Genomic DNA, 14,648 nt, shown 5'->3' on the forward strand with positions numbered 1-14,648 from the left:
CCAAAGGTCTCTCCAAATTGTGTGTCATTGACCCCGTCAAACTTGATCAACCAATGTTCAAATCCAACCTCCTGCAAGGTCTGCCCCGAACGGATCATTCCGGTGGCTTCATTATATGCAATGATGGCTTTGGGTCTAGCTCCTCCCGCAGAAGTCCCCATCTTTAACACGTTTAGCATGACATCGCGCATGGCTTGGTCCGTATGCGTTTCAAACTGCTCCCTGCTCTCCAACAATTTTTTTGTTGTCTCAATAAGGCTTGATAGTTCCAATAATTGTCCTTGCTCTTGGACTGGCAGTGTAGAAGGCTCAAACTCCAAAGCGCCCATCCCCCTATTTCCTATGAAGCAAAGCAGTTCCACGGGATTCAGGGAATTTTCCGGCCTACCATGACGGGCGAGCCAACCATTGATTAATTCATTTCCATAGCGATCTGGTAGAGCGTCTGCCAACAAACCGGGAAGCCCTTTGAATGTAGCATTACCCCTCAATTCAGGAAAGCCATAGACACGATTCCCAAGCGGCATCCGTATTGGTGAAATATCCAGCTTACCGGAAGCAAACCTGCGGTCATATTCGAAAAAAGCCAATTCCTGACGTTCATCCCATACCACCGCCCCTATCCGCTGTCCCCAGAGCTTGACAAATGCCGTCCTTACCATCCCAGGTCATCTTTAGGTGGGGATTTCTTGCTTTTGGATGCTCTTTTCCACTTGGCCTCGTCTTCTTTGGCCAGCTGCATAGGACTGATGGGCTTTACTTCTTGAAAATGCTCCAACACATACAGGGCATCCAAGACCCGAAGTATTTTTAATAGATTGGTCAGCGCAATATTCTCTCCCCTCTCCAACAAACTAAGCGTAGACCGACTGATAGCAGCCCGCTCAGCCACCTCGTCTTGCGTGAGGTTCTGCTCAATCCTGCGGGACTTGATAAAGCCACCTACTTTTTTGAGAAGCGCTCCATCACTTAAGTATGATATGTATGAAAAATCACTCATTATAGTACAAATTAAGCTACTACGACTTATTTTTCATACAAAAATACAAATTCTTATTTTAACAAAAAATACATTTTGAATGTTTTTTCATTCATTAATACGATTTTTATATATTTATGAATGATATTTCATTCAAAATAATGAATCAATAAGTCATATATTGGATGTATGCAGATGACATACAATCAGTATAACATGCCAAATAGCCACAAAGGAATTCTTTTGCCATTCTCACTTTCGATATCTAGGGCAAGGTATGCATTAGGAATACCTTGGATTTGATCAGTGGTTTTGCTAAATCCCCCTACCTCAAAAACATAAGCAACATCCATCATGAAGTCCCCAAACTTTGGACTAGTAACATGATGGACAGCACTCACTTGATTGATAAAATAGTTTTTACAAAAAGCATTTTTAGAAAATAGTTTTTCAAGAAAGTATGATGTAAGCCCTGCTTTACTCCAATCCCCTCCTTTTGGGTTCCTGCTGTGTACTGCAATGAATGCCTCCACCCTGCCAATTCAGTGGCATGGCATCAACGAAAACAATTTCACGTCCGGGAAAAGCTTTTTCATAATTTGATATTTTTTTTTGTTCTCGCAGAGTGCGCAGTGAATCGCAACGATCGCAGCGACGTTTTATTGATCAACTTTGCGCTCGTTGCGTTTTATCTTTGCGTTCGTTGCGTGAAAAAATTTTTACCACTCATTCCATAATTCTTCAAAATAAGGATGAACCTCATCACGCAAACCTTCTAATAAGGCTTCATCTTCCAAAGTCTCCTGATTACTCGAGAGAAAGGACCAAAGATTAATCAAGACATCAGCGCCTCCTTCATTGTAAAGCTTCCTTGCCGCATTGTGAAACCTGTACTGATACCAGGCATAATTCCGAGGGGACTGCGTTCCTATTTCCCAATAATTGTCTTGAAACTGTTCAAGGGTTCTAAAGCTATAATCGGATTGGTCTTCGTTGGACCAATACATGGGTAATAGCTCTAATGCTCCTAGGAATTCCCCCCTTTCTTCAGCGATAAAGGTATGTAGCATCAGGTTACACATTATCTCTGAAAGCCAGTTTCTTTGGGTATTTAGACCTGCTTTTGAAGCCCAGGCATGCCCGAGTTCGTGGACAGGCAATAAATCAAAAAAGTACCTGCTACTCACTTCATCATTTAGACTATAAGTCATTGGAAAAAGCTCTTTATACGGAGATGATAATGATGGGAAATCTGGGAGCTGCATCCTCCAAAATATATTATCCTCTGCCGCTACCACTAATCTTTTTTCGTTAGGTATAAAGTGAGGCATTCCGTAAATCAAATTTGGGTCAGTGTAATGTGGCCAATCCTCTTCAGAAAGCACATAGATCTTGAATTCAACTTCCAAATCCTCCAAAGTTTTTTGGAAAAAACTGTTGGCTTCACTGCAGATTTCACCTGAAAACTGGGCAGAAACTTCTTGGTCTTGACTGTAAAAAACAGCCGATTCACCAATTCTCCATTCTGTAAGCAAAGGCTTATCCTGGGCTTGGCTTAAGGCACAAAATCCCAGCAAACCCACATAGAGTATCAAAAACTTAATTTTCATGATCACGTATTTAAAAGGACTCAAAATTAAAGGGTTAACGCAAGTTAATTCCCCTAAAACTAGTCAAATAAACAGCAATCAAAAATACCCCAATCATGTGATAAACCGGTTTTACAGGATGATTGTGATCTTGAAGAAGAACAAAATCAGAAAGTTATGAACTGGATAAAATCATTCCTGCTGAAGATTCAGTTGTTTAAGGCTTTTTTTAAAAAAAGTTCACGCAACGTGCGCAACGATGAACCCTACGAGCACTATGTATTATAGAGTTCTTTTCCGTGGCGACCGTTGCGTTTCCCCTGTTGCGGTCGTTGCGTGAACCCCTCTGCTACAAATTCTAAAATTCCACAAATATTCTCACCTCGTCAGAAAGAACCAAACTCTTCTCCCCCAAGCCAAAATCCAAACGGTCAATCACAAACTCACCCTTAAACTTCTGCTGCTTTCCTGTTTGGGACAAAGTAAATGGGATCTCAACTTCCCTTTTCACATCCCGGATCTGCAATTCAAATATCCCGACAAAAGCGTTCTTACCTTTTGCCTTAAAAGACTTTGATTCCAAACTAATGGAAGGAAATTTTTGGATATGGAAGTACTCTCGTCCATGTAAATGTTTATCTCTTAATTTGATTCCGGTTTGGATACTTTCCGGGTTGGCTTTGCCTCGGATACTCGATTGATCCAATTTCTTTGAATCAAAATCCACCTCCACTTCCCAGTCCGAGATCGTTCCGTCCACAGTTATCCCTGCATTTTTGATTTTGAATTGGATAGGGTTTTCAGGTTTAAATGTCTGTGCTGAAAGAAAGAGAGGGAAGAATAAAAAAAGGAGTAAAGCTATAAACTTTAGCTCTCTCCAAAGATTGCACTTTTCATTTCTGAAAGCTGGGTTCTCGCAACGATCGCAATGATTACGCGACGATCGCCACGGGGCTACAACAATATTTAAATATCCAATATCCATCAATATCAATGTTTAAAGCGTCAACAAATAAGCAATCAACGCCTTCTTGTCCATTTCATTCAACTCCATCCCAAATTCATGTCCCTTGACCGCTTTGGTCTTGACATCGTGCGGTTTGAATGCCGTGGGCACATAATCATCTTTCAACCGGGTCGGATCAAACAAATCCTCCAATTTGGCCAAGGAAGCATCATGCAGGAATGGCCCTCTGTACCACAAACCCAATAAAGACGGGATTTTGTAATAGCCTGTTCCTCTCCTTGTCTTCAGGGTATAACCTGGATCTGTACCCACAGAAATATCAAAGATGTCATACTTGTCATAATGTGCATCAGGCACCTCAAACCCATCAGCCGGAGTCAATTTGTTGTTTGTAAATAGTGGCGGGGTATGACAGGTCACGCAACCTTGTTCCGCAAAAATGATCTTACCCCGCTCACTGACAGCTGATGGTTTATAAGGATTTTCCGGTGGTGTCAATGAATAAACATATTTAGCAATCGCATATAATTGAGCCTCTGAGTGCCGATCATAAGTTCCAGGAAAAAAAATGGGCTGACCATTGTTCAAACGTTCTTTGGTCAAGCCCAGTGAATTATAGTCCCCATAAAAATTTAAGAAATCAAGCGCTTGATTCATAGCGATGTAGCGCATCATGTCTTCTATATTTCTGTGTTGTCCTAAACCACCATGATCAAGGTACTTTCGGTCTTTTACGCCAATCAAGTTTGGAGCTTGGGGTGGATATAAGATACTTGTTCCTTGTCTACCAAAAGCTCCTTCTGGAACTGCCTTATAGGCTTCCAAAATACTTTCTCTTCCACTGGCCATCAATTTCCCATGAGGATCACCTTCTACAAAAGCACTTCCGAAAAGGATATTTGTAATCCCTTGTACACCTGTTTCAGAAACTCCATCGGATTCTAATGCAAAGGCAAAGGCTTTATCTCCCGGCCAGTTTCCTTGAGCCCCTTTCAATAAACTGCCATCGTCCATCACCCTCGTGTGACACATCGCGCAAGAAAGATTGCCCAAATAAACCTTGCCTTTTCCAGCTACTACCCACTGTGCAAACGGCATAATTCCTTCAGGTGTTAAAGGCATGCCTGTACTGGAATAAAACTCAGGGTTACGCACATGTTGGATATTGATAACTGCTCCCAAAGTATCGATTGGATAATCAAAGAGCAACTCCCCCGCTTTGATCCAATCTTCCTCCGTAATCAGGTTACTTTCATCAAATACAATTTCTGCTTCCTGCTCGTGCAACCAGTCCCAATACCCCTCAGGCTCGTGGTCTGGATGGTACACAGGATATGTTTTATAGATGACCCTTTCTGGAAGATTGTAATAGAATTCCTCCGTAACAGGCTGTGCCGAATACGCTGGATTTGAATTTGGCAACTCCCAATCCTTCATGGCTTCATCCGTCCAGATACGAGGGATATCCAAAACAGAAAAGTAAGATGTTCCTTGCTTACTCAATCCAAAAGCCAATAGGGGCAACAACATACAGCCATAGAGCCACATGGGAAGATTAGAAAGCCATTTTTTGATTTTCATTTGGATGCTTTATTATCAATTACTTAGACAAGTTACTGCTTTCGGATACCTACCACAATACCCTAATCATGGGATAAGACCTGGCAGGTTTTCAAAACCTGCCAGGTCTCTGTTACCAAATCCTCAATTCAACATCCTGTCTTGCCTTAGTTCTGGAAATCACCTTATACTCAAATCGCTGATTGGTAGCCGGTATCGTTCCTTCCGATTCAATCACCAACAAATAGTCTTCCTCAGACCTTGGCTTATTATATTCTTCGTAGCGGGAAGCCATTCCTTTCAAGGGATTTAGCCCTTGCAATTCAGGAAGAGTCAAAATACCATCAGCCATGGCCGTCGCCAAAAGATTTTTATCCACAAACCAAACAGGCATATTTGTTCCTCCTCCATAAGCAATGGCAGGAAAAGTTCCCATAGGAGCATCCGGTTCAATTAAACCTTTTCCTGCTAATGTCAATGGACAAAAAAATCCATTTGGAACATGATATAAATCCAGCAGATTAAATTCGGGATCAATGCATTCAACCTGACGCATCATCGGAATCACCACTCTTCCATTTGATTCCATTAGTAAAGCGTCTGGGCCCAGAACTGCAATTCTTGCATAAAAAGGAGGGCCAGGGTCATCTGCAGGGAACGCCAACTCGATAAAAGCTGGATTAGCTTTCATCCGTTCATACTCTAATCTTGCTTTTTCAAGCTCAGACAATACCGGCTCAGCATCATTATTGGCGCAAGCCAAAAACAAAAAGGATATCCCTACGAAAAGTTTGATGGACAAATAATTTTTAATTCTATACATGACTTTAAGAATTTAGGTTTTAAAATATTTACTGTACAAACCTAAAGTCTGAACCATATAATGTATAGTAAGAAAACGACATGTTGAAGGAGAAGCGAGAGACGAGAAGCGAGATATTAAAATCAAGAGGCATGAATTAAGAAAAAAAGAGAATTGGAAAAAGATGGAGTGTCTCGTTTCTAATCTCTCGCTTCTAGAATCTTATTGCCGTCTGAAATCGCAACGGTTTTCTTTTCAATTCCTCTTCCATCATCGTAGGTGTGATTCCAGCAAATTCTTTAAAGTCTTTGATAAAATGCATTTGGTCATAATAACCTGATTGATAAGCAATTTCTGACCAATTTGGCACTTCGGATTTTTCAAAAAGTCTGTATGCATTGGAAAAGCGGATCAGACGGGCATAAACTTTTGGGGAAAAGCCAACCCTTTCTTTACACTTTCTTTCAAACTGTCTCAAGCTCAAGCAGGCATTGTCCGCTACCTGTGTGATGGGAATAAGGCCTTGATACTGAATCATTTCATTTAGGGCTCTATCGATTGGCAACAGTTCTTTGACTCTACTCAATTTCCCAAGCAAGTAATTCTCTATGAATTCACATGTTGTATCAAATGATTCGACTTGAGCACAACGCTCCACCAAATCATTGATATCATTCCCCAATAACTCCAGACCATCAAATCCATCATCAAAAATCTCTTCCATGGGCATCCCTAGCAATCTAAAAAGCCCACCTGGATGGAAACCTATCACCGCAACCCTATAATCAGCATTCACAGTCAATTCCATGCGAGTAAGCTGTGGCCCTACTATTACCGCTTTTGACCTTTCGATAAATTTATCTTCGGTGACTTTTCTTGCTTTAAACTTTTCCCTGATATACAGGAAAATACAGTTTTGGGGCGTAGGTGGATACTGACCAACAATCTCCCCTTCGCCAGACTCAAAAACATGATCCACCACAAAAATACTTTGGACAAAAGTTGCCAAAAGTGGATGGGGATCGAAAATTTTATACCTAATCATTATTGATTTTTATTTTAGATAAATGACAAACTAGGAAAAAGACCAAAAATTCAACCCAAGAATTTGAGATAGAAACCAAAGGCTTAAACCAACCCCTCATTAATAGCTTTAGAAACAGCTTCCGTTTGACAATGGACCTGAAGTTTTTCATAAATCCGCTTGATGTGTGTGCGCACGGTATCGATACTGATCTTACAATCAGCCGCTATCAATTTAAAACTATTCCCTTTGCTTAAAGAAACCAAGATATCTTTTTCACGCTCTGTTAACCCATAATCTGTGAGTTGCTGGGGCCGCTGCATAGACTGAATAACCAACTTGGCCACTGCAGGCGACATTGGCGCTCCTCCTTCCAAGATTTCCTCCACAGCATCAAACAACCGATTGGCTATATGTTTTTTCAGTAAATACCCCGATGCACCTACTTTGATGGCATTGAGTACATTATCGGAATCATCAAATACCGTCATGATAAGAATATAAACCTCGGGAAATAGTTTTTTCACCAGACGTGTAGCATCTATACCATTTCTTCCAGGCATATCAATATCCATCAATATCAAATCTGGACGATGAACTTTCACTTCTGCCTCTACATTATTGGCATGGTCAAATGCCCCCAACAATTCCATACCCTCCATGATTTGAAGCATACAACTGATACTTTCACGGAGGAGGTCATTATCTTCGTATAAGAGTACTTTGATCATTACTTTCCCTAAATTAGTTTTTGTGTTTCAAAAAAGATATTTGTAGATATTGGATATGCATAGATATTGTCATTAACATAGTTGATCCTAGTGCAATATCTATTCAATATCAAAAAATATCCATCAATATCAATTCTAAGCATTAAATATCCAATTTTGCTTTCAAAAAATAAATCCCCTAATCATGTGATATCTAGCTAAGCAATTGGAGCACTAAGTTGAATAGAAGTCCCTATTTCCGGAAAACTTTCGATTACCATATTCCCTCCCATCATTTGTGCTCTTTGCTGCATATTGAACAACCCATTTCCTTTTTTTATCAACGTTTGATCGAAGCCTTTTCCATCATCTTTGATCAACAGATTTAATTTTCCTCCTTGTACTGTCAAGCGAATATCCAAATGTTGGCTATCGGCGTATTTGGCAGCATTATTTAAAGCCTCTTTGAATATTAAAAATAAGTTTCTTCGTTTCTCTAGGTCCAATTTGATTTCCTTCGCCCCTTCGCTGACTTCAAATTCATAGGTGATTTCTTTGGGCTCTAACATCTCAGCTGCAAATTCCTGCATTTTGCTTAACAATTGATCGAGGTTATCATTATCAGGATGAATAGACCATACAATATCACTGAGCTTATCCATCATGGTGGCAGTTTGAGTATTGATTTTTGAAAAAACAGGATTGCTACCATTCGTTTCCCTTTGCAAGGCCATTTGGGACAGTATATGAATGCTGGAAAGGGTGCTACCCAAATCATCATGTAAATCTCTTGCGATCGCATTACGGAGGCGTTCTACCTCCAACAGCCGCTTGGTTTTGCCTACGATACGATATTTATTGACTAAAATACCCGCCAAAAGAATCAAAAAGAAAAAGATGGCCATAATCAAATTTTGATTGGCTTTACGTCTGGACAATTCTAATTTATCCAATTCTTTCTCGGCTTTTAAAAGATTAATTTCATTTTCTTTCAGATCCAAAGCATACTTGGACTCAAATTCTTTAAGTTGTGCACGTAAAGCTTCCATACCTACCGAATCTCGATAAGTATATTCTTTGGTCTGTGCCATCAATGCTTCTTGATATCTCCCCTTTTCTTGATAATATTCCTTTAAGTTTTTGAAGGCTGTAATTGCATCAAAATACTGCTTTTCACTTTCAGCAAGTTGAGAGGATTTCAATAGGTTGGCATAGGACTCTTGATCCATCGAGAGCATTCTTTGAACTTTTCCAATATCTGTTAGTAATAATGCATCCATTTTGGATATCCCCGCCTCATTCAAAATCTTTTGCGCTTCTTTAAATTGACCCAAAGCTTTTTGATAATCCCCCATTTTTTCATAAGTCTTACCCAGATTGATCAATGCTATACCCTTTTGATCTTTAAGTCCCAAGGACTCATTAATCTCGCTAGCCTGGATAAAAAACTCGATGGCTTGATCGTAAGAACCTCTATCTGTATAAATATTTCCAATGTTTGACAAAACTACTGCCTCTCCCCTTCTGTCATTCAGCAACTTTCTATACTCCAAAGAGCTCAGAAAATACTTCTCTGATTCACTATAATTTTTAAGCTGATAGTTAATGCTTCCAAGTAAGTTATATACAAAGGATAATCCTGTCTTATTTTGAGTTTTTTCAAAAATCTCTAATGCCTTGTACGCTGACTCCACCCTTAATTTTTGATCATCCAAACTTTGATAAACATTGGCCATATTAATGTAAAGACCTGCCACATTATCAAGACCAATCAATGACGGGTCAAGTACAGAAGCTTTTTTGTAATTGTCCAATGCTAAATCAGCCTTTCCAATTCTATTAAAATGAATTCCTAAACCACTATAAAGGTTATATGCAAGCTTGTGATCACTTGGATATGACTTGATTATTGACTCTGCTTTTTCAAAATAATAATTAGCAGAATCCAAACTACCTGTTGCTGAATAGTTCCCTGCTAACCTAATAGCAGCTGTAGCTTTCAGTCTATTAAAATCAGGATTATTTTTCATAGCCAAAGCTGCAAGAAAATTGGCTTTGGACTGTTGGAGATTTGTACGTTCTAGTGCTATACCCAAATTTACTAATGCTTTAAGATGCAAGGTATCTTGGTTGTTTTTACTGATAATATTCTGAAGGCTATCAATTAATGCCTGCTGGGCAACAAGTTGATCAGGATTAGAAACCCATAAAAAAAGGCAAATCAAGAAAACGACAGAATTTTTCATAACTAAAAAGGGTTTTCGTCATTAAAATTAAATCATTTATTTAAAAAATAAAAAATTGATATCCAAAAACTTCCTTAGCCATCTAGGAGAAAAATAAAAAAGTCTGCTGACTTCCCCTTTCCGGATAAATCAACAGACTATCAATTACTTAATGTGTATTAGGGAAAATTAAAATCAGCAAAAGTAGAGATTATCTAAACTTCCCTTTTAGAAGCGCCAATTTAGAAGCGAAATCTCCCGACTCTTCTACTTTTTCCTTCTTTGGCTGTGACTTTTGACTGGGTTTACCTCGTTCTCCAAAAGGATCCGATTTCATACTCAAACCAATTCTTTTTCTAGCTTTATCCACCTCCATCACAGTCACCTCTACCTTTTGGCTGACACTTACCACTTCTGTTGGATCTTTGATAAAGCGGTCTGCCAAATGACTTAAATGAACAAGTCCATCTTGATGAACCCCTATATCTACAAATGCTCCAAATTTCGTAATATTGGTAACAATACCTGGTAACTTCATTCCTACTTTCAGATCCGTAATTTCATTGACACCCTCTTGAAAATTAAATACCTCAAAAGTCTCTCTAGGGTCTCTACCCGGCTTGGATAATTCCTCCAAAATATCCTGCAAAGTCGGCAAACCTACATTATCAGATACATAATTTTTTAGATTTATTTTGGAACGGATTTCCTCCGACGCCATCAAATCTACTACTTTCACACCTAAATCAGCTGCCATTTGCTCTACCAAGGCATACCGCTCCGGGTGAACCGCAGATGCATCTAAGGGATTTTTGGCATTCCGTATTCTCAAAAACCCGGCAGCCTGTTCAAATGCCTTGTCTCCCAAACGAGGTACCTTTTTTATTTCACTTCGACTCTTAAATGGACCATTTTCATTCCTATAATTTACAATGTTTTGTGCCAAAACAGATCCTAAACCAGAAACATACGTCAACAACTGCTTAGAAGCCGTATTTACTTCCACTCCTACTCCATTCACACAACTCATCACCGTATCGTCCAAGGAGTTTTTTAAAGCAGATTGATCTACGTCATGCTGATACTGACCTACCCCTATAGATTTTGCATCAATCTTCACCAACTCAGCCAAAGGGTCCATCAATCTTCTCCCAATAGACACAGCTCCTCTAACAGTCAAATCAAAATCTGGGAATTCCTCTCGTGCCACGTCTGAAGCAGAATAAATGGAAGCTCCACTTTCATTAACCATCGTCACAATAACATGCTTAGGCAGTCCTAATGATTTTACAAAAGCTTCCGTCTCCCTGCTTGCAGTACCATTTCCAATGGCAATAGCCTCAATTTTAAATTTCTCAACCAAATGCCTCACCGTAGCACCTGCCTCAGCTAGTTTTCGCTGGGGCTCATTCGGGAAAATCGCATCATAACTCAACACTTGCCCTTGTGGACCTAGGCAAACTGTTTTACAGCCTGTCCGGAACCCTGGATCGATGGCCATCACTGATTTTTCTCCCAAAGGCGCTGCCAAAAGCAGCTGACGCAAGTTTTCGGCAAATACCTTAATAGCCTCTTCATCCGCCTTCTTTTTGGTATACAATCGCACTTCTGTTTCCATAGAAGGCTTCATCAAACGCTTATAGCAATCTTTAATAGCCAATCTCACCTGATCAACAGATGAATTTGCAGCATTTTCAAGAATTATCTCCTCCATCAAAGCAATCGCCGAAAACTCCTCAGGACAGGAGTCCAACATCAAAAACAATTCCTTTTCACCCCTTCTCATAGCCAGGACTCTATGTGAAGGAGCTGTTTTGATCGGCTCTGACCAGTCAAAATAATCCTTGTATTTGGCAGCTTCCTCTTCTTTTCCGGGAATGACTTTACAGGTAAATGTTCCCTCATTGATAAAGAGATCACGCATTTTTTTCCTTAGCGCTACATGTTCATTTACACGTTCGGCAATGATATCGCGAGCTCCTTGTAAGGCCTCATCTACTGATGCCACTTCCTTTTCCTCCGAAATATAATTTAAAGCTTCAGCTTCTAGGTCAATGGAATCCTGCGTAAAAATCAAATCAGCCAAAGGCTCCAGACCTTTTTCTTTGGCAATCGTTGCCTTGGTTCTTCTTTTAGGCTTATAGGGTAGATACAAATCCTCCAAAACTGCCATCGTCTCGGCAGCCTGAATTTTCTTTTCCAGTTCTTCTGTCAACTTTCCTTGCTCTTGAATGGACTTGAGAACAGCTTCTCTTCGTTTATCCAACTCGCGCAGTTGTTGCATGCGGTCACGGATTGCTGCCACCTGCACTTCATCCAAACTTCCTGTCACTTCTTTTCTATACCGGGAAATAAATGGTACGGTAGCACCCTCGTCCAACAATTCAATGGTATCAGTGACTTGCTTTACTTTAATTTGAAGCTCTCCGGCAACTATAAGAAAATGGTTTGTATTCATAGGTTCAATTTTCAAACGGGCTGCAAAGTACAGAGGACTTAAGGTCTCTCAAAATATCTTATTTGAAAATCATAAACATTAAAAGTAAAAACCTGACTATCTGTAAAAAAAAGTCCCTTTTAGGCTTTACTCTCTAAAAGGGACTATAAAATCATTTTAAAATGAAATCAATTGGCCAATCGGAAAATCAACCCGCCTGTAAACCCAAATTGAACCACAGAGGACCAGCCACTTACCCCAACTTGAGTCCCTCCTCCTGGACTCCACCATAAATTTGCTCCTACATTGGAGATAGGCATCATCAAATTTGCCTGCAACCGAATACCAATATTATCCGATACAAAATACTTCATCCCTCCATTGAGACCCACAGCGAATCTTGAAATATCACGGAAATCTCCATCAGGAAATGCTAAAATACCGGCACCTGCTTTCAAACCAGAGAAAAATGCCATCTGAGAGCTAACGGGAAACAACCTATTCCCTCCTATCATGATATAGTTTGCATTGGTTCTAGTATTCACATTCGATTGAATGGCTGTTGACCTTGCAGTACTCGTACCTCCTTGCCAACTATATAAGACTTCCACTTCCGTAAAATCATTGAGTTGAAAGCCTAGCATACCTCCCCACGCTTGCCCTCCTCCTAAAGTAGCTCTTCCTCCAACTATTGGCAAGCTGTGATTGAATGTGTAACCTGTAAAAGGAGTAATTTCTAGATTTTGGGCCTTACTTTCCAACAAAAGAAAAAAAAGAATTCCGAGCAGTAGTAAGTGTTTTTTCATAATGCTAAGGCGATAAAATAAGATACTGATTAATGAATGCTATTTAAAATCTTGTTCCAAAAAAGATTTTTTTGAAGAAGATAATAAAACAAAGCTAACAAGATTATTAATTCAAAAAAACATAATTTTTAAGACTTCGAGACAATTTTTCAGAATTTAAAATTACCACTAACATTTTGTAATTTTGCCAAAAATAATACCTCATGCTCCACTGGAAAAAACTACTGGTTTTTGCAATCGTATTGCTCACACTGATTCCGCTCATTTCTATTACGGGATTAAAAAACCAATCAAAAAAAGTATAAACACTGTATTAGTTACTATTGGTCTCAAAAAACCAAAAGCTATTTTAATCAGCTCAGCAACTGAACAGTTTTCCTATGAAGGTAATTTTGTAAATGAAGATGGAGAAATCGTAGCACTTGCAGACTTTAAGGGTAAAACTCTTTTTGTAAACGTCTGGGCTACTTGGTGTCCTTACTGCGGGGAGGAGTTGCCTGACATCAATATGCTTCATGAAAAATTCCGAGATAAGGATGAACTGGTATTCCTGACCATTTCAGTAGATAAAAAGTTTGAGAAAACCCTTCAATACATGCAAGACAAATCCTACAGTTTCCCCGTAGTACATGCTGTTGATGGATTGAATGTTTCATTGGGAAGTTCCACGCTTCCTATTACACTTATCATCAGTCCAAGTGGACAAATTGTATTTTTTCAAAAAGGAAAGTATTACTTCGGAACAGAGGGATTTGAAAACCTATTACTCAGAGCATCTAACTAAAATAAGCTTAACGAAAGCCTCCCAATCGTCAATCGTGAGTTTTATCACAAGATGAGATTTGCTTAATTCCATAAATTGCATGAAAATTAAACAGTATGATTGATTGGAAGAAAGAATTGAAAAGTTGGGGAATAATGGCTGCCATTTTTGGTTTTCTATACTTTACGGGCTTACTCACCCCAATTATGGGAGGAGTTCAGTCATTGCTCCTAGCTACAGGTATCAAAAAACCAAAAGTCACCCTTGTCAATAAAGAAAAAGAACAGTTTTCCTATGCTGGCGTTTTTACTGATGCTAATGGACAAATTGTACGATTAGAGGATTATGAAGGTAAAGCTGTTTTTATCAACCTTTGGGCCACTTGGTGCCCTCCTTGTCGTGCGGAAATGCCTCATATTCATAGCTTATTTGAAAAGGTTCAAGACCAAGAAAACTTGGAATTCCTCATGATTGCTTTAGATAAGGAGTTTGACAAAAGCTTGAAATACATCTCAGACAAATCCTTTACTTTTCCTGTGGTGCATGCAAGTCATGGACTAAACACTTCTTTGCAAAGTCAATCTATCCCTACCACATTAGTAATCAACCCTTTGGGAGAAATCGTTTTTTACCAAGAAGGGATGAGTAATTTTGACACGAAAGAGTTTCGGGAGTTTTTGATTGCTACAGCAGGAAAATAAATTAAATCAGAGACAAGAAACAAGATTAAAAAAAGAATGAGGATCAATCAGTAAGCTCGCGCAACTCAAATGATTCCTCATTCTT

Annotated in this window: 15 protein-coding genes; 2 read left to right on the forward strand and 13 right to left on the reverse strand. The window is 39.4% G+C overall.

Translation table 11 applies throughout. The features are described from left to right. From IE080_RS18440 to IE080_RS18500, 13 genes are all read right to left on the reverse strand, one after another. Window positions 1-662 (reverse strand): type II toxin-antitoxin system HipA family toxin (locus IE080_RS18440; protein WP_189586354.1); only part of this gene is annotated, 662 nt, incomplete at its 3' end. Further along, window positions 656-1,000, reverse strand: a complete 345-nt coding sequence (locus IE080_RS18445; RefSeq protein ID WP_189586357.1) for a helix-turn-helix domain-containing protein — start codon at window positions 998-1,000, stop codon at window positions 656-658. The genes IE080_RS18440 and IE080_RS18445, both read right to left, overlap by 7 nt. A gap of 185 nt (window positions 1,001-1,185) precedes the next feature. Then, window positions 1,186-1,512, reverse strand: coding sequence for a hypothetical protein (locus IE080_RS19580; RefSeq protein WP_229800734.1), 327 nt, complete (start codon window positions 1,510-1,512; stop codon window positions 1,186-1,188). Beyond that, window positions 1,457-1,642: an agmatine deiminase family protein gene (locus IE080_RS19765; RefSeq protein ID WP_189586440.1), complete on the reverse strand. Its 186-nt coding sequence runs from the start codon at window positions 1,640-1,642 to the stop codon at window positions 1,457-1,459. The genes IE080_RS19580 and IE080_RS19765 overlap by 56 nt, the downstream gene beginning before the upstream one ends. A gap of 56 nt (window positions 1,643-1,698) precedes the next feature. Beyond that, window positions 1,699-2,589, reverse strand: coding sequence for a hypothetical protein (locus IE080_RS18460; RefSeq protein WP_189586360.1), 891 nt, complete (start codon window positions 2,587-2,589; stop codon window positions 1,699-1,701). A gap of 337 nt (window positions 2,590-2,926) precedes the next feature. Then, window positions 2,927-3,553, reverse strand: a complete 627-nt coding sequence (locus IE080_RS19665; RefSeq protein ID WP_189586361.1) for a YceI family protein — start codon at window positions 3,551-3,553, stop codon at window positions 2,927-2,929. 12 nt (window positions 3,554-3,565) lie between these two features. Next, the gene (locus tag IE080_RS18470; protein ID WP_189586364.1) at window positions 3,566-5,116 is read right to left on the reverse strand and encodes a hypothetical protein; all 1,551 of its coding nucleotides are present in this window, start codon (window positions 5,114-5,116) and stop codon (window positions 3,566-3,568) included. 112 nt (window positions 5,117-5,228) lie between these two features. Next, window positions 5,229-5,918, reverse strand: coding sequence for a hypothetical protein (locus tag IE080_RS18475; RefSeq protein WP_189586367.1), 690 nt, complete (start codon window positions 5,916-5,918; stop codon window positions 5,229-5,231). 193 nt (window positions 5,919-6,111) lie between these two features. Continuing rightward, on the reverse strand, window positions 6,112-6,942 hold the full coding sequence (locus IE080_RS18480) for a helix-turn-helix domain-containing protein (RefSeq protein WP_189586370.1): 831 nt from the start codon (window positions 6,940-6,942) through the stop codon (window positions 6,112-6,114). 83 nt (window positions 6,943-7,025) lie between these two features. Then, complete coding sequence (locus IE080_RS18485; protein ID WP_189586372.1) at window positions 7,026-7,652, reverse strand: response regulator; 627 nt, start codon at window positions 7,650-7,652, stop codon at window positions 7,026-7,028. A 197-nt stretch (window positions 7,653-7,849) separates the two neighbouring features. Beyond that, window positions 7,850-9,877: a tetratricopeptide repeat-containing sensor histidine kinase gene (locus IE080_RS18490; RefSeq protein ID WP_189586375.1), complete on the reverse strand. Its 2,028-nt coding sequence runs from the start codon at window positions 9,875-9,877 to the stop codon at window positions 7,850-7,852. Window positions 9,878-10,067: 190 nt separating this feature from the next. Next, complete coding sequence (locus IE080_RS18495) at window positions 10,068-12,314, reverse strand: Tex family protein (protein WP_189586379.1); 2,247 nt, start codon at window positions 12,312-12,314, stop codon at window positions 10,068-10,070. A gap of 167 nt (window positions 12,315-12,481) precedes the next feature. Further along, a complete protein-coding gene (locus IE080_RS18500) occupies window positions 12,482-13,099 on the reverse strand; it encodes an outer membrane beta-barrel protein (RefSeq protein ID WP_189586382.1) in 618 nt (205 codons plus the stop codon). A gap of 184 nt (window positions 13,100-13,283) precedes the next feature. On the opposite strand from IE080_RS18500, the gene IE080_RS18505 reads away from it, so the two are divergent. After that, on the forward strand, window positions 13,284-13,883 hold the full coding sequence (locus IE080_RS18505) for a TlpA family protein disulfide reductase (protein WP_189586385.1): 600 nt from the start codon (window positions 13,284-13,286) through the stop codon (window positions 13,881-13,883). A 95-nt stretch (window positions 13,884-13,978) separates the two neighbouring features. Beyond that, a complete protein-coding gene (locus IE080_RS18510; protein ID WP_189586388.1) occupies window positions 13,979-14,563 on the forward strand; it encodes a TlpA family protein disulfide reductase in 585 nt (194 codons plus the stop codon). Window positions 14,564-14,648: the final 85 nt, after the last annotated feature.

The organism is Mongoliitalea lutea (genome assembly GCF_014652135.1).
In the GTDB taxonomy this organism is placed as follows: Bacteria; Bacteroidota; Bacteroidia; order Cytophagales; family Cyclobacteriaceae; genus Mongoliitalea; species Mongoliitalea lutea.